Here is a 15,090-nt window from a genome sequence, read left to right on the forward strand (position 1 = left end):
ATCAGTTCACGGCGAGCACGATCTTGCCGGTGTGGGCGCTGCTTTCCATGCGTTCGTGCGCGCGCACCGTGTCGGTCCATGGGATGACGCTGTCGATGGCGGGCGTGCCTTGTCCGGCCGCCAGTCGCGGCCACCAATGGCGTTCCAGCTCGCGCGCTATGACGGCCTTCTGGGCGACCGAACGGGGCCGCAGCGTGGACCCGGTCAGCGTGGCGCGCTTGCGCAGCAGGGCGGGAATGGGCAGGACCGCCTCGGGGCCGCCCATGAAGGCGATCAGGGCGATGTGGCCGTCCAGCGCCAGGGCCTCGAGGTCGCGGGCGACATAAGGGCCGCCGACCATGTCCAGCACGACGTCGACGCCGCGGTCCTGGGTGAAGGCCAGCGCCTGCCGGACGAAGTCGTCGTTCCGGTAGTCGATCGCCAGGTCGGCGCCCAGCATCCTGCAGAAGGCCGCCTTGTCCGGCGTGCCCACAGTCGTGAGTACGCGGGCGCCGAAGGCCTTGGCCATCTGGATGGCGGTGACGCCTATGCCGCTCGAGCCGCCGTGGACCAGCAGGCTTTCGCCGGATTGCAGGCGTGCCCGCACGAACAGGTTGTCCCAGACGGTGAAGCAGGTTTCGGGCAGAGCCGCTGCCTGTTCCAGCGAGAAACCCGCCGGCACCGGCAGGCAGTGTTCGGCCGGGGCGAGGCAATGGCTGGCGTAGCCGCCGCCCGGCGTCAATGCGCAGACCATGTCGCCCGCGCGCCAGCGTTCGATGCCGGGGCCGACGGCGGCGACGCGGCCCGAGACTTCCAGGCCCAGGATGGGCGAGGCGCCCGGAGGCGGCGGATAGCGGCCGATGCGCTGGGCGCAGTCGGGCCGGTTGACGCCGGCGAAAGCGACTTCGATCAGCACCTCGCCCGGACCGGGGGCGGGCACGATGCCCTCGGCCAGTCGCAGGACCCCGGGCGGTCCGCCGTCGCCATGGTCGATGTAGCGCAGTGTGCTCATGGCTGGGTCCTCCTGTCCCGCTGCTCGCCTACGAGTTCGCGCGCGGCCTGGGCGATGCGGCCGGCGTCGGGAATCAGCGCGGCCTGCAAGTGCGGCGCGGCGGGGATGCGGCAGTCGGCCACGCCCAGGCGCCGCACGGGCGCGCGCAGGCGGCCGTACAGTTCGTCCTGCACGCGGGCCGCGATCTCGGCGCCGAAGCCGCCGGTCACGTTGGCTTCGTGCGCGACCAGCAGGCGGCCGGTGCGGCCGGCGCTGGCCAGCAGTGTGGGCCAGTCGAAAGGCGCGATCCAGCGCGCGTTGATCACTTCGGCCTCGATGCCTTCGCGCGCCAGTTGCGCGGCCGCCTCCAGCGCCTGGAACAGCATGGCGCCCCAGGCCACCAGGGTGAGATCGCGGCCCGGCCGCGCGACGCGGGCGCCGCAGGCATCCTCGATGGGGCCGCCCAGGCTGACGGGCTGCGGGTCGCCGTGGTACATGGCGCGGTTCTCGATGACCAGGGTCGGGTCGTCGCAGCGGATGGCGGCCAGCAGCATGTCGTAGGCATCCTGCGCGGTAGCCGGGATGCCCACGCGCAGCCCGGGTATGTGGGCGTACAGCGCCTCCAGGTTCTGCGAGTGCTGGGCGCACGAACCGGGCGTGGCGCCCTGCTGGGTGCGCACGGTCAGCGGCGCGGCCAGCCGGCCGGCCGAGACGTAGCGCACGTTGGCGGCCTGGTTCACGAGCTGGTCCATGGCGACCAGGCTGAAATCTATCCACATGATCTCGACCACGGGCCGCAGGCCGCTCATGGCCGCGCCCACCGCCACGCCCAGCATGGCGGTCTCGCTGATGGGAGTGTCGAACACGCGCGCGGCGCCGGCCTGCCGCTGCAGGTCCTTGGTCACGCCGAAGACGCCGCCGGGCTTGCCGACGTCCTCGCCATACAGGACGACCTCGGGCATGTCCTCCAGCGCGCGGGCCAGCGCGGCGTTCACCGCCTTGCCGAAGCTGAGCTGGGCGACCCCCGTGGAAGAAGAGGCTTCAGGCATACAGGTGCTCCATGACGGTGGCCGGATCGGCCAGGGGCGCGGCCAGTGCCGCTTCGGCCGCGCGCGCGATGTCGGCCGCGGCGGCCGCTTCCAGCGCGGCCAGGGTATCGGCCGCCACGCCGTCCGCCGCCAGGCGCTGCCGCAGGCGCGCGATGGGCTCGCGCTGCCGGGCCTCGGCCAGTTCGCCGCGCGGCCGGTAGCCTTGCAGGTCGCCGTAGTAATGGCCGACCAGCCGCTGGGTCATCATCTCGATCAGGGCCGGGCCTTGCCCCCCGCGGGCGCGCGCCGCGTGATGCGCCACGCAGTCGCGCACGGCGGCGACGTCGTTGCCGTCCACCCGTTCCCCGGGCATGCCGTAGGCGGCGGCCCGCTTGTGCAGTTCGGCATCGCGCACGGTCTCGGCCACTGGAGTCAGTTCCGCGTAGGTGTTGTTCTCGCAGATGAACAGCACCGGCAGATCGCGGTACGCGGCGAAGTTCATCGCCTCGTGGATGGCGCCCTGGTTCATGGCGCCGTCGCCGAAGGCGGTCAGCGCCACGCGTTCCTCGCCGCGCAGCACCGAGGCCAGCGCGGCGCCGCAGGCGATGGGGGCGCCGGCGCCGACGATGGAGTTTTCGCCATAGAAGCCGTGGTCGGCGGCGCTGAACATGGCCGAGCCGCCGCGTCCCCGGCAGACGCCGCTTTCGCGGCCCAGCAGCTCGGCCAGTATTCCCTGCGCCGGCACGCCGCGCGCCAGGGCCCACCCGTGGCCGCGATAAGTGGAGAACACCGGGTCGTCCGCCCGCAGCGCCTGGCACGAGCCCGCATAGATGGCTTCCTGGCCGATGCACAGGTGGATCGACCCCTGGATGGACTGTGCCTTGCGCAGCTCGGTGATTTTTTCCTCGAGCAGGCGGATGTGCAGCATGGTGTCCAGGGCCGCGAGTTCGCGCGCGAACGGCGCGTCGCCGGATGTCGCAACGAGGCTCATCGGACGGCCTGCACGTGCTTGGCGGCCAGCGCGTCGGCGGTGCGCACCAGCAGCGACAGGTCCGAGCCGACGATGACCACGGTGGCGCCGGCCGCGACGTAGCGTTCGCACTCCGGCGAGCCCGCCAGCACGCCGGCCGGCATGCCCAGCGCCACCGCGCGCCGTATCCCTTGTTCGATGGCGTCCACGACCTCGGGATGGTTGGGCTGGCCCATATGCCCCATGTCGGCCGACAGGTCGGTCGGACCGAAGAACACCATGTCCACGCCTTCGACGCGGCAGATCGCATCCAGGTTCGCCATGCCTTCGCGCGTCTCGATCTGCGCCAGCAGGCAGGTTTCCTGCGCGGCGCGCGCATAGTATTCCTTGTCGCGGCCATAGCGCGTGGCGCGCATGGTGCCGCCCAGGCCGCGCACGCCGCCCGCCGGCGGGTAGCGCGTGTAGCGCACCGCGGCGCGGGCCTCGTCCGCGTTCGAGATGTTGGGTACCATCAGCGCCTGCGCGCCCAGGTCCAGGTACTGCTTGAACGAGGCGGGCTCCAGGATGGGGACGCGCACCGTGGCCGCCGTAGGGCCCGAGGCCAGCGCCGCGAACTGGGCATGCAGATGGGGCATGCTCTGGGGCGAATGCTCCAGGTCGAACATGATGAAGTCGAAACCGCTGCCGGCCAGCGCCTCCGCGGTCTGCAAGGCGTTGGAGACACAGAACAGTCCATACTGGGGATGCCCGGACTGGATCAGGCGCTTGAAACGGTTTTGCACGGGGAATGAGGTCATGTCTTACTCCGGTGAAATGCCTGCCTTGCGTTGGACCTCCTGCCAGATCGGCAGGTCGGCCTTCATTTGCGCCGTCATCTCGGCGGGAGTGCTGCCGGTCAGCTCGACACCGCTGCTGCGGAGCTTCTCGCGCAGCGCGGGTTGGCGCAGGATGGCGCGCAGCTCGGTCGACAGCTTGTCGATGATGGGCTGGGGGACGCCGGCCGGCGCGACGATGCCGAACCAGAACGAGGCGTCGAAGCCGGGCACGGTGTCGGCGATGGGCGGGATGTCGGGCGTGCCGCTGGCGCGCGTCTTGCTGGTCACGCCCAGCACCCGCAGCCGGCCGCCGTGGACCAGCGGCAGGGCCGAGGTGCCGGCGTCGAACATCAGCTGGATCTGGCCGCCCACGAGGTCGCTCAGCGCCGGCATGCTGCCCTTGTAGGGAATGTGGACCATGTCCGTGCCGGTCATGGACTTGAACATTTCCGCGGTCAGGTGCAGCGAGCTGCCCGTACCTATCGAACCGAAACTGAGCTTGCCGGGATTGCCGCGGGCATAGGCGATCAGATCGGCCACCGATTTCACCGGCAGGGAGGGATTGACCACCAGGTACAGCGGCGTGGTGAAGGCCAGCGACACCGGCGCGAAGTCCTTGAAGGGGTCGTAAGGCAGGCTCTTCTGCGCGGAGATGTTCAGCACGAGGCTGGACAGGCTGCCCAGGAACAGCGTGTAGCCGTCGGGTGGCGACTTGGCCACGAACTCCGCGCCTATCATCTGGCTGGCGCCGGGCTTGTTCTCGACGATGACCGGCTGCCCCAGGCGCTGCGCGAGGTTCAGCGCGATGTCGCGCGCGGCGGTGTCGCCGATGCCGCTGGGCGGGTAGGGCACCACCAGCTTGATGGGTTTGACCGGGTAGTTCTGGGCATGGGCGCCCGGTGCCGCCAGAGCGCAGGACAGCACTGCGCTCGTTGCCGCGAGCAGCTTGAGTAGTCTCATCATCGTCTCCGGAATGGCGGCGCTGTTTTCGCGCCGCTTCATGCTTGAGGGGAAATCAGGGGGTCATCGCGCCTGCTCGACGTAGCCCTGGGGATTGCCGAAGCGCTCGGTCATGACTTCGTCCAGCGCCTTGGATTTGTGCGCGACCCAGCCGCCGGACATCACGGCGTACGCGTCGGGGTGGGACAGCGCCTGGGGCGTCCGGCCCGCCATCTCGTCGCGGATCAGGCCCAGCAGCAGGCGGCGCATGCGCACGATGCCCAGGTCGGTGGGACCGAGGTGTTCGCGCGTGCGGTCGGCGATCGGGCCCTGGCTGTCCTGGATGGCGGCATCCTGTTCGGACACGCCCTGGATGCCGGTGAAACTGTTGTGCTTCTGGTCCTGGCGGTCGATCAGGTAGTCGTTGCGCAGGTTCCGGTGGGGCACGTAGTGCTCGTCCACCTGCGCGTGGATGGTGTGCCCCTGGCGCGCCGCCTCCCGTTCTTCCTCGGTCAGCGGCCGGTCGGGATTCCAGGTATAGGTGTAGATCCAGCACGAGGTGTCGTTTACGGGCACGAAGGTCTGCCCATGGTAGTTCTCGCCGGGGAAGGCGCTGGGCGCCAGCGCGTGATTGGGGACCAGGTAGTGGGCGATGCGCCAGTACAGATCGTCGCCGTCGGCCTTGCGTGCCCCGCCCACCACCAGTCCGGCGGGAAATTCGTCCACCGAGAAGGCCGGCATCGGGTCGTCGCGCACCCACTTGAAGCGGTCGTTGCGCACGGCCTGCGCGCCCAGCGCGGCATGCTTGATCCGTTCCATCACCTCCGCCGCCGCCTCGGCTTCTTCCGTGCCCAACAGCATGTGCAGGAACGAGAAATGGGTCGTGTCCAGCGCGCCCTCGACGCATTGCAGCCAGTTGCAGTCCTGCCATTTCTTGCTGACGTAGCGGTGCGACGGCGGCACCAGGGCGAAGGCCAGTTTCGGCAGCGGCGGCGGCTCGGCGGCCGGCCCCATGTAGGCCCAGACGTATTCGCCCCATTCCTGCGCGGGATAGGACTTCAGGCGGATGCGCTCGCGGTAGGGCGAATCGGCCGGCATGGTGGGCATGTCCAGGCAGTGTCCGTCCACGTCGAATTTCCAGCCATGGAACACGCAGCGCAGTCCCGCGTGCTCGTTGCGGCCGTAGTAGAGATTGGCGCCGCGGTGCGGACAGACGGGGTCGACCACGCCGATGCGTCCGTCGCTGTCGCGAAAGGCCAGCAGGTCCTCGCCCAGTACCTTGATGCGCTTGGGCGGACAGTCCGGCTCCGGCAGTTCCTCGGACAGCAGCACCGGCACCCAGAACTGGCGCAACAGGCGGCCGGCGGGGGTGTCGGGGCCGGAACGGGTGATCAGTTCGTTGTCTTCCGCGCTCAGCATGATGGTGCCGTCTCCTTGGTGTGCGTGCCGGAAGTGTCGTGCCGTGCGGGAAATCGCTGGTAGGGAAGTTCGGATATTTTGAATAGCATTCTGCAATGCAGAATACGGAGCAGACTCTGACCATGTCCCGCAATCCCTACCAGATCGACGAGGAGCCCAGCGACATCGAGTTCGATGCCTACGAGGCGCACGAGGGCGATCGGCTGTTCGCCTCCACGCTGGCCCGGGGGATGCAGATCCTGCGCTGCTTCACGCCGCTCGAGCCGGCGCTGGGCAACAAGGAGCTGGCGCGGCGCACCGGCCTGTCGCCCCCGACCATCTCGCGCTTCACCTACACCCTGGTGAAGCTGGGCTACCTGCGGCCCGACACGCTGTCGGGCAAGTACCGCCTGGCGCCGGGCGTGGTATCGCTGGGCTATCCGCTGCTGGCTTCGCTCACCTTGCGCCAGCTGGCCCGTCCGCTGATGAATGTGCTGGCCGAGTCGATGAACTGCTCGGTGTCGATGGGCATACGCGACCGCCTCAGCATCGTCTACGTGGAGACGAGCCGCATCACGAGTGCCTTCGCGCCGCAGCTCTCGGACATCGGCCTGCGTTTTCCCATCGTCTCGACCGCCATCGGCCATGCCTTCATCTCGGGATGCGAACCCGCCGAACGGCAAAAGCTGCTGAACGAGATCCGGGTCAAGACCCCGCGCATGTGGACCGAGCACCAGGACCACGCCGCCCGGTCGGTCGCGGCCTTCGCCAAGAAGGGTTTTTGCAGCGTCTATGGCGAACAGCATCCCGACCACTATGCCGTGGGCGTGCCCATGGGCCGGCTGCGCGACGGCGAGCTGATCGTGTTCAACGCCGTCATCCCGCGTTTTCGCGCGTCGCGGCAGAGCGTGGAGGAGGGGTTGGCGCCCAGGCTGATGGAGATGGTGGCGCAGGTGCGCCGCAGCAGCTACGCCGTCTGACGGGGCCGCCGCCCCAGCGTGTCGTCGAACGCCGCCGCGTTGCGCACGCCCTGGTCCTCGAAGTTGGTGTTGAACAGCACGTGGACGTTGGCCGCGGCCTGCGTGAGCTTGCGTACCAGCTCGGCGATGCGCTCCAGTTCCTCGGGCGTGTATTCGTAGACGAAGCGGCCCGACGAGGCGGCAAGGCCCCGGCGGTTCCAGGCCTGGCTGTTGCGCCCGTGCAGGCGCACCACCGCCAGGTCGGGGCGCGTGGCCGCCCAGACGGCGGGCACGCTGTTCACGTACTGGTCGGGGCTGTCGACCACGGTGTGGGCCGCGCCCAGTTCGCGCAGCAGGGCCAGCGTGCCGGATCGGCCCGCCGGGTCCAGCCAGCCGCGATGGCGGAATTCCACCGCATGGACCTGGTCCTCCATGCGCCGCGCGCAGGCGCGCACCAGCGCGCGGCCGGCGGCGTTGTTGCGCACCCGGGGCGCGTACTGGAAATGGACCGCCGCCAGCTGGCCGCTCTGGCGCAGCGGCTCCAGGCCTTGCAGGAAACGGCTCCAGAGTTCGTCGCGCAACTCGCCCGGCAGGGTGGCATGGTCGACGATGCGGGCCTCGGGCGGGAGTTCCGCGCCGATGTCCGCCGGCAGCGCCGCGGCCGGCGTCAGGTGTCCCGTGAACAGCCGGAAGGCCTTCAGGTGGAAGACGAAATGCGGCGGCGTGCGCCGGGTCCACAGGTAGGCCGTGCGTGCGTCCGGCAGGCGGTAGTAGCTGCTGTCCACCTCGACCAGCGGGAAGCGCGAGGCATAGAAGCGCAGCCGGTCCTCGGCCGTGCGGGCCGAGGCGGGATAGAAGCGGCCGCAGGCCAGCAGGGTGGGATCGGTCCAGGACGAGGTGCCGACGCGCACGGTCATGGCGGGAAATCCGGAGGAAGGGAACGGGCGTTTATACTGGATGAATATACAGTCTTCCCGCGTCCCATGTCACACGTTCCCGACACGCCGGCCCACGATCCCTGGGCCGACCTGAATCCCCGCCAGCGCGAAGCCGTCGAGTACGGCACCGGCACCGGCACCGGCGCCGACGCCGATCGCTGCGGGCCGCTGCTGGTCATCGCCGGCGCGGGCTCGGGCAAGACCAGCACGCTGGCCCACCGGGTGGCCAACCTGGTCCTGAAAGGCGCCGACCCGCACCGGATCCTGCTGCTGACGTTCTCGCGCCGCGCCGCCATCGAAATGGAGCGCCGAGCGGGCCGGGTGATGCAGGCCGTGCTGGGCATGGGCGGGCAGCCGCCGTCGCTGCCGTGGGCCGGCACCTTCCACGCCATCGGCGCGCGGCTGCTGCGCGACTACGCCTCGCGCATCGGCCTGTCCGAGGCCTTCACCATCCACGACCGGGGCGATGCCGAGGACCTGATGGGTTTCGCGCGTCACGAGCTGGGGTTCTCGGGCGCCAAGTCCCGCTTTCCCCTGAAGGGCACCTGCCTGGCCATCTATTCGCGCGCGGTCAACAGCCAGGCGCCGCTGGACGGCGTGCTGGCCCGGCACTTCCCCTGGTGCGCGCAGTGGGAAGAGCAGCTGAAGACGCTGTTCGGCGCCTACGTGCAGGCCAAGCAGGACCAGCACGTGCTGGACTACGATGACCTGCTGCTGTACTGGGCCGAGATGACCAAGGAGCCCGCCATCGCCGCCGAACTGGGCGCCACCTTCGACCACGTGCTGGTCGACGAATACCAGGACACCAACCGCCTGCAGGCGGAGATCCTGCTGGCCATGAAGCCGGACGGCCGCGGCCTGACGGTGGTGGGGGACGATGCCCAGTCCATCTATTCGTTCCGCGCGGCCACCGTGCGCAACATCCTGGATTTTCCCTCGCAGTTCTCGCGGCCCGCGCACGTCGTCACGCTGGACCGCAACTACCGCTCGACCCAGCCCATCCTGGACGCCTCCAATGCCGTCATCGCCGAGGCGCCCGAGCGCCACGCCAAACAGCTCTGGACCGATCGCGCCTCGGCGCAGCGGCCGCAACTGGTCTACGTCAGCGACGAACCGGGGCAGGCAAGATGGGTGGCGGACCAGATCCTGGCGCGGCGCGAGACCGGCGTGCGGCTGATGTCGCAGGCGGTGCTGTTCCGCTCGGCCAGCCACAGCGCCGGGCTGGAACTGGAGCTTACCCGCCGCAATATCCCCTTCGTCAAGTTCGGCGGCCTGAAATTCCTCGAGGCCGCGCACGTGAAGGACGTGCTGGCCCTGCTGCGCTGGGCGGCCAATCCGCTGGGCCGCCTGTCGGGCTTTCGGGTGGCCCAGTTGATGCCCGGTATCGGCCCGGCCAATGCCGCGCGCCTGCTCGATGCCATGGCCGGGTCCGCGCAGGCGGTGCAGGCTCTGGCCGGTTTTTCCCCGCCGGCCGCGGCGGCGGAGGACTGGAAGACTTTCGCCGATACCTTCGTGGCGCTGAGCGACCCCGGCCTGGCCTGGCCCGCACACCTGGACCTCGCGCTGCGGTGGTACGGCCCGCATCTGCAGCGGCTGTACGACGACGCGGTCGTGCGCCAGGCGGACCTGGACCAGCTGGCGCGCATCGCCGGCACCTATGGATCGCGCGAGCAGTTCCTGACCGAGCTGACCCTGGATCCGCCCGACGCCACCAGCGCGCAGTCGGGGCAGCCGCTGCTGGACGAGGACTACCTCATCCTGTCCACCATCCATTCGGCCAAGGGGCAGGAGTGGAAGGCCGTCTACGTGCTGAACGTGGTCGACGGCTGCATTCCGTCGGACATGAGCACCGGCGACGCCGACGAGATCGAAGAGGAACGGCGCCTGCTGTACGTGGCCATGACCCGCGCCAAGGAAGACCTGCAACTGGTGGTGCCGCAGCGGTTCTATGTACACCAGCAAAGCGGCATGGGCGACCGCCACGTCTACGGCACGCGCAGCCGTTTCATCCCGGAGCGCATGCTGCCGCTGTTCGAGATCCTGCCCAAGGCCAGGCAGGGGGCGCCGGCCGCTGCGCCGGCCCAGCCAGCCGTCCGCGTGGACATCGCCAGCCGCATGCGCAACGCCTGGCGCTAGGCCCAAAATGCTTGACGCAAAAATATTTTAAGTATGAAATAATAGCCACCAGGCAGGTGGATACGCGTGTTCCGCCGCCATTTTTCCAGCCGTCGAGCCGGCCAGCGGAGGATCCATGAATATCGCGTGCATCGGAGGAGGGCCCGCCGGGCTGTATTTCGCGCTGCTGATGAAGAAGCGGGATCCATCATCCCGCATAGTCGTCATCGAGCGCAACCGTCCTTACGATACCTTCGGCTGGGGCGTGGTCTTCTCGGACCAGACGCTGGGCAACCTGGTGCAGGCCGACGAAACCACCGCGCGCCGCATCCTCCAGTCCTTCAACCACTGGGACGACATCGACGTCCATTTCAAGGGACGCACCATTACCTCGGGCGGCCACGGCTTCTGCGGCATCGGCCGCAAGCGCCTGCTGAACATCCTGCAGGACCGCTGCGTGGAACTGGGCGTCGAACTGGTGTTCGAGACCGAGGTGGACGACGACCAGGAAGTGGCCCGCCGCTACGGGGCAGACCTGGTCATCGCCTGCGACGGCCTGAACAGCAAGGTCCGCAAGCGCTATGAAGAAGTCTTCAAGCCGGACATCGAGACCCGCGACTGCCGGTTCGTCTGGCTGGGCACCAAGAAACTGTTCCCGGCCTTCACCTTCGCGTTCGAGGAAACCGAGCACGGCTGGTTCCAGGCGCATGCCTACCAATACGACGGCGATACCTCCACCTTCATCATCGAGACCCCCGACGAGGTCTGGCAGCGCGCCGGCATCGACAAGATGAGCCAGTCCGAGGCCATCGCCTTCTGCGAAAAACTCTTCGCCAAATACCTGGACGGCCAGCCGCTGCTGAGCAATTCGCCCCACCTGCGCGGTTCGGCGAACTGGATCCGTTTCCCGCGCATCGTCTGCGGCAGCTGGGTCCACTGGAACGACATCGGCGGCAAGCGCGTGCCGGTCGTGCTGATGGGCGACGCGGCCCACTCGGCGCATTTCTCCATCGGCTCCGGCACCAAGCTGGCGCTCGAGGACGCGATCGAGCTGGCGCGCTGCTTCGACACCTACCAGGGGCAGGACCTCGAGGGCGTGATGGCCGGCTACGAGGCGGTGCGGGCCATCGAGGTGCTCAAGATCCAGAGCTCGGCGCGCAATTCCATGGAGTGGTTCGAGAACGTCGACCGCTACGTCGACATGGAGCCCGAGCAGTTCGCCTATTCCATGCTGACGCGCAGCCAGCGCCTGTCGCACGAAAACCTGCGGCTGCGCGACGCATCCTATGTCGAAGGCTACGAGCGCTGGTTCGCGCGCAGGGCGTTCGCGGCGGCCGGCCTGGCCGAGGCCCCCGAGCCGCGCGGCAAGCCCATCCCCCCCATGCTGACGCCGCTGCGCGTGCGCGACCTGGTCCTGAAGAACCGTATCGTCATGTCGCCCATGGCCCAGTATTCGGCGGTGGGCGGCACGGTGGGCGACTTCCACATGGTGCACCTGGGCAGCCGCGCGATGGGCGGGGCCGCGATGGTCGTCGCCGAGATGACCTGCGTGTCGGCCGACGCGCGCATCACGCCAGGGTGCCCCGGGCTCTACCGTCCCGAGCACACCGAGGCCTGGAAGCGCATCGTCGATTTCGTGCACGAGCATACCGATGCCCGGATCGCCGTGCAGATCGGACACGCCGGGCCCAAGGGTTCGACCAAACTGGCCTGGGAAGGCACGGACCTGCCGCTGGAGTCCGGCAACTGGCCGCTCATTGCCGCGTCCGAGGAACAATACCTGGCCGGCGTGTCGCAGGTGGCCCGCGCGGCCACGCATGACGACATGCGCCGCATCCTGGGCGATTTCGTGCATGCCACGCTCGAGGCCGAGAAGGCCGGATTCGATTGGCTGGAACTGCACTGCGCCCACGGCTACCTGCTGTCCACCTTCATTTCTCCGCTGACCAACCGCCGCACGGACGAGTACGGCGGCAGCCTGGAGAACCGCTGCTGCTATCCGCTCGAGGTCTTCGCCGCGATGCGCGCGGTATGGCCCGCGCACAAGCCCATGAGCGTGCGCATCTCGGCGCACGACTGGGTCGAGGGCGGGATCACGCCCGACGACGCGGTCGAGATCGCCCGGCTCTTCAAGGCCGCCGGCGCCGACATGATCGATTGCTCGTCAGGGCAGGTCAGCAAGCGCGAGCAGCCGGTGTATGGACGCATGTTCCAGACGCCGTTCGCCGACCGCGTCCGCAACGAGGCCGAGATCCGGACCATCGCGGTGGGCGCCATTTTTGAAGCCGACCACGTCAATGGCATCATCGCGGCGGGGCGCGCCGACCTGTGCGCGCTGGCCCGGCCGCACCTGGCCAATCCGGCGTGGACGCTGCTGGAATCGGCGAAGATGGGATGGGACGTGGAGTGGCCCAAGCAGTACTACGCGGGCCGCCTGCAACTGGAGCGCAACCTGGAACGCGAACGCCAGGTGGCGGCCGCGACCCAGGGCATGTCGCCCCGCGAAATCGCCGCACGCCTACTGGAGTAAGGATGGATAGCCTGAACGGAAAGCATGCGCTGGTGACCGGCGGCGCGCGGGGCATAGGCCTCGCCATCGCTCGCGAACTGCTGCGCCAGGGGGCCGCGGTCACGCTGACGGGCCGCGACCTGGCCGCGCTGGATGGCGCGGTGGCGGCGCTGGCGCCGTTGGGCGCCGCGCGTCGGGTGCGGATGGACGTGGCCGAATCGGCCTCGGTCGAGCAGGGCATGGCCGAGGCCGTGCGCGCGGCGGGGCGTATCGACATCCTCGTCAACAACGCCGGCCAGGCGGAATCGGCGTCCGTGGGCAAGACCGACGACGCCTTGTGGACGCGCATGCTGGCGGTCAACCTGAGCGGAAGCTTCTATTGCTCGCGCGCGGTCCTTCCCGGCATGCTGGAAGCCGGCTGGGGGCGCATCGTCAACGTGGCGAGCACCGCCGGCCTGATCGGCTATACCTACACGGCGGCCTATTGCGCCTCCAAGCACGGCGTCGTCGGGTTGACGCGCGCGATGGCGCTGGAGGTCGCCACCAAGGGGGTCACGGTCAACGCCGTGTGCCCGGGCTTTACCGAAACCGATCTGGGCCGCGAGGCCATCGCCAACATATCCGCCCGCACCGGCCGCAGCCAGGCCGAGGCCACGGCGGCGCTGGCCGCGTTCAATCCGCAGAAGCGGCTGGTGCAACCCGACGAAGTGGCCAACGCCGCCGTCTGGCTGTGCCTGCCGGCCTCGGCCGCGATGAACGGCCAGGCCGTCGCGGTCGCGGGCGGCGAAGTCACTTGAAGGAGTAACGATGGCTCGCAAGCCCATCGATGAAAGCGGCACCGGCGCGGGACGCGAGCCCGCGCCGGTGCTCGACCTGGAAGCCCGGCTGACGGAAGACCACCACCAGTCGCTGGTGTTGTGGCTGCGCATGCTGTCCTGCACGGTGCGCATCGAGACCGAGATCCGGTCGCGCCTGCGCGCCGATTTCGACATCACGCTGCCGCGCTTCGATCTCATGGCCCAGCTCGAGCGCCACCCCGAGGGACTGCGCATGGGCGAGCTGTCGCAGCGCATGATGGTGACCGGCGGCAACGTCACCGGCATCACCGACCAGCTCGAGGAAGAAAAGCTGGTGGTGCGCGAGCCCTCGCCGGAAGACCGGCGCGCCTTCGTGGTCAAGCTCACGCCGTCCGGACGCAAGGCCTTCGCGAAGATGGCGGCCGTGCACGAGCAGTGGATCGTCGAGCTGTTCTCGACCCTGCCCGCGGCGTCCAAGGACACGCTGATCGAACTGCTGTCGCAATTGAAACAGGGGCTGACCGATCGGTCGCCCGCCGAGCGCAAATAGAACGGGGGATGACGACCATGCGCCATGTTCATGGGGAAAGACAGATGCTGCACGGCGGCCGTACCGTCATGGCCGACTACGAGGCCCGGCATTTCTCGCTGCAGGTACGCGACGCGGTCGCCATCGTCACGCTCGACCGTCCCGAGCGCAAGAATCCGCTCACCTTCGACTCCTATGCCGAGCTGCGCGATTTCTTCCGCGCGCTGGCCTATGCCGACGACATCCGCACGGTGGTGGTGCAAGGCGCTGGCGGCAACTTCTGCTCCGGCGGCGACGTGCACGACATCATCGGCCCGCTCACCCGCCTGGACATGCCGTCGCTGCTGGCTTTCACACGGATGACGGGCGACCTGGTGAAGGCCATGCGCGCCTGCCCGCAACCCATCGTGGCGGCGGTGGACGGCGTGTGCGCGGGCGCGGGCGCCATCCTGGCGATGGCCTCGGACATGCGCCTGGGCACCGCGCGCAGCAAGACGGCTTTCCTGTTCACCCGCGTCGGCCTGGCCGGCTGCGACATGGGCGCGTGCGCGCTGCTGCCGCGCGTGATCGGACAGGGCAGGGCGTCCGAATTGCTGTACACCGGCCGCTCGATGGGGGGTGACGAAGGTGAGCGCTGGGGCTTCTTCAACCGCCTGTGCGAACCGGACGCCTTGTCCGGCCAGGCCTACGAACTGGCGGCCAGCCTGGCGCAGGGACCGATGTTCGCTCACGCGATGACCAAGCGCATGCTGCATCAGGAATGGAACATGGGCATCGAGCAGGCCATCGAGTCCGAAGCGCAGGCGCAGGCCATCTGCATGGCCACCAATGATTTCCACCGCGCCTATCACGCCTTCGTTGCGAAACAACGGCCCGTCTTCGAAGGGGATTGAAGGAGAGGCCCCCCCTACGCGCTGACGCGCTCCCCCCAGGGGCGGCACTGGCGGCACTGGCGGACCGGCGGAGCCGGATCCGCTGTGCCCTGGAAAGTTACTCAGTGGAGCTGGTATGAGTGAAGCATCGAATTCGAACCGCGCGCAGGCTCATCCGCTGGGGCAGCCCGGCGGCGTGGCGGCGCGGGCGCAGCACCTGGCCTGGCCGTTCTTCGAACTGCGGCACCAGG

At 69.0% G+C, this 15,090-nt stretch carries 13 protein-coding genes; 6 read left to right on the forward strand and 7 right to left on the reverse strand.

The window, feature by feature from the left end; genetic code table 11:
* Position 1: 1 nt before the first annotated feature.
* The 6 genes from EGT29_RS09980 to EGT29_RS10005 form a co-directional block, all read right to left on the reverse strand.
* Positions 2–991, reverse strand: coding sequence for an NAD(P)H-quinone oxidoreductase (locus tag EGT29_RS09980; RefSeq protein WP_124688881.1), 990 nt, complete (start codon positions 989–991; stop codon positions 2–4).
* Positions 988–2,019 (reverse strand): alpha-ketoacid dehydrogenase subunit beta, encoded by a 1,032-nt coding sequence (locus tag EGT29_RS09985; RefSeq protein ID WP_124688882.1) that lies wholly within the window; start codon positions 2,017–2,019, stop codon positions 988–990. The genes EGT29_RS09980 and EGT29_RS09985 overlap by 4 nt, the downstream gene beginning before the upstream one ends.
* A complete protein-coding gene (locus EGT29_RS09990; protein WP_124688883.1) occupies positions 2,012–2,989 on the reverse strand; it encodes a thiamine pyrophosphate-dependent dehydrogenase E1 component subunit alpha in 978 nt (325 codons plus the stop codon). The genes EGT29_RS09985 and EGT29_RS09990 overlap by 8 nt, the downstream gene beginning before the upstream one ends.
* Positions 2,986–3,765 carry an HpcH/HpaI aldolase/citrate lyase family protein gene (locus EGT29_RS09995; protein ID WP_124688884.1) on the reverse strand — a complete coding sequence of 260 codons (780 nt, stop codon included), beginning with the start codon at positions 3,763–3,765 and terminating at the stop codon, positions 2,986–2,988. The genes EGT29_RS09990 and EGT29_RS09995 overlap by 4 nt, the downstream gene beginning before the upstream one ends.
* A gap of 3 nt (positions 3,766–3,768) precedes the next feature.
* Positions 3,769–4,743: a tripartite tricarboxylate transporter substrate binding protein gene (locus EGT29_RS10000; RefSeq protein WP_161567763.1), complete on the reverse strand. Its 975-nt coding sequence runs from the start codon at positions 4,741–4,743 to the stop codon at positions 3,769–3,771.
* Between the two features lie 63 nt (positions 4,744–4,806).
* Positions 4,807–6,141, reverse strand: coding sequence for a Rieske 2Fe-2S domain-containing protein (locus EGT29_RS10005; RefSeq protein WP_124688886.1), 1,335 nt, complete (start codon positions 6,139–6,141; stop codon positions 4,807–4,809).
* 122 nt (positions 6,142–6,263) lie between these two features.
* Here EGT29_RS10005 and EGT29_RS10010 point away from each other — a divergent pair, with 122 nt between their 5' ends.
* On the forward strand, positions 6,264–7,100 hold the full coding sequence (locus tag EGT29_RS10010) for an IclR family transcriptional regulator (RefSeq protein ID WP_124688887.1): 837 nt from the start codon (positions 6,264–6,266) through the stop codon (positions 7,098–7,100).
* Here EGT29_RS10010 and EGT29_RS10015 read toward each other — a convergent pair.
* Complete coding sequence (locus EGT29_RS10015; protein ID WP_124688888.1) at positions 7,088–7,996, reverse strand: DUF72 domain-containing protein; 909 nt, start codon at positions 7,994–7,996, stop codon at positions 7,088–7,090. The two genes, EGT29_RS10010 and EGT29_RS10015, sit on opposite strands and share 13 nt — an antisense overlap.
* Before the next feature lie 66 nt (positions 7,997–8,062).
* On the opposite strand from EGT29_RS10015, the gene EGT29_RS10020 reads away from it, so the two are divergent.
* The 5 genes from EGT29_RS10020 to EGT29_RS10040 all read left to right on the forward strand — a co-directional run bounded on the left by EGT29_RS10020 (position 8,063) and on the right by EGT29_RS10040 (position 14,860).
* Entirely contained in the window at positions 8,063–10,153 is a 2,091-nt protein-coding gene (locus EGT29_RS10020; protein WP_124688889.1) for an ATP-dependent helicase, read from the forward strand.
* A 115-nt stretch (positions 10,154–10,268) separates the two neighbouring features.
* Positions 10,269–12,662: a bifunctional salicylyl-CoA 5-hydroxylase/oxidoreductase gene (locus tag EGT29_RS10025; RefSeq protein WP_124688890.1), complete on the forward strand. Its 2,394-nt coding sequence runs from the start codon at positions 10,269–10,271 to the stop codon at positions 12,660–12,662.
* A 2-nt stretch (positions 12,663–12,664) separates the two neighbouring features.
* On the forward strand, positions 12,665–13,438 hold the full coding sequence (locus tag EGT29_RS10030; protein WP_124688891.1) for an SDR family NAD(P)-dependent oxidoreductase: 774 nt from the start codon (positions 12,665–12,667) through the stop codon (positions 13,436–13,438).
* A 10-nt stretch (positions 13,439–13,448) separates the two neighbouring features.
* Positions 13,449–13,988 (forward strand): MarR family winged helix-turn-helix transcriptional regulator, encoded by a 540-nt coding sequence (locus tag EGT29_RS10035; protein WP_124688892.1) that lies wholly within the window; start codon positions 13,449–13,451, stop codon positions 13,986–13,988.
* Positions 13,989–14,005: 17 nt separating this feature from the next.
* Positions 14,006–14,860 (forward strand): enoyl-CoA hydratase family protein, encoded by an 855-nt coding sequence (locus tag EGT29_RS10040; protein ID WP_124688893.1) that lies wholly within the window; start codon positions 14,006–14,008, stop codon positions 14,858–14,860.
* Positions 14,861–15,090: the final 230 nt, after the last annotated feature.

The organism is Pigmentiphaga sp. H8, from assembly GCF_003854895.1.
Taxonomy (GTDB): Bacteria; Pseudomonadota; Gammaproteobacteria; order Burkholderiales; family Burkholderiaceae_B; genus Pigmentiphaga.

Bases quoted from the DNA above. Each gene is read 5' to 3' on its own strand.
- EGT29_RS09980 (WP_124688881.1), bottom strand. From the start codon at position 991: ATGAGCACACTGCGCTACATCGACCATGGCGACGGCGGACCGCCCGGG.
- EGT29_RS09985 (WP_124688882.1), bottom strand. From the start codon at position 2,019: ATGCCTGAAGCCTCTTCTTCCACGGGGGTCGCCCAGCTCAGCTTCGGC.
- EGT29_RS09990 (WP_124688883.1), bottom strand. From the start codon at position 2,989: ATGAGCCTCGTTGCGACATCCGGCGACGCGCCGTTCGCGCGCGAACTC.
- EGT29_RS09995 (WP_124688884.1), bottom strand. From the start codon at position 3,765: ATGACCTCATTCCCCGTGCAAAACCGTTTCAAGCGCCTGATCCAGTCC.
- EGT29_RS10000 (WP_161567763.1), bottom strand. From the start codon at position 4,743: ATGAGACTACTCAAGCTGCTCGCGGCAACGAGCGCAGTGCTGTCCTGC.
- EGT29_RS10005 (WP_124688886.1), bottom strand. From the start codon at position 6,141: ATGCTGAGCGCGGAAGACAACGAACTGATCACCCGTTCCGGCCCCGAC.
- EGT29_RS10010 (WP_124688887.1), top strand. From the start codon at position 6,264: ATGTCCCGCAATCCCTACCAGATCGACGAGGAGCCCAGCGACATCGAG.
- EGT29_RS10015 (WP_124688888.1), bottom strand. From the start codon at position 7,996: ATGACCGTGCGCGTCGGCACCTCGTCCTGGACCGATCCCACCCTGCTG.
- EGT29_RS10020 (WP_124688889.1), top strand. From the start codon at position 8,063: ATGTCACACGTTCCCGACACGCCGGCCCACGATCCCTGGGCCGACCTG.
- EGT29_RS10025 (WP_124688890.1), top strand. From the start codon at position 10,269: ATGAATATCGCGTGCATCGGAGGAGGGCCCGCCGGGCTGTATTTCGCG.
- EGT29_RS10030 (WP_124688891.1), top strand. From the start codon at position 12,665: ATGGATAGCCTGAACGGAAAGCATGCGCTGGTGACCGGCGGCGCGCGG.
- EGT29_RS10035 (WP_124688892.1), top strand. From the start codon at position 13,449: ATGGCTCGCAAGCCCATCGATGAAAGCGGCACCGGCGCGGGACGCGAG.
- EGT29_RS10040 (WP_124688893.1), top strand. From the start codon at position 14,006: ATGCGCCATGTTCATGGGGAAAGACAGATGCTGCACGGCGGCCGTACC.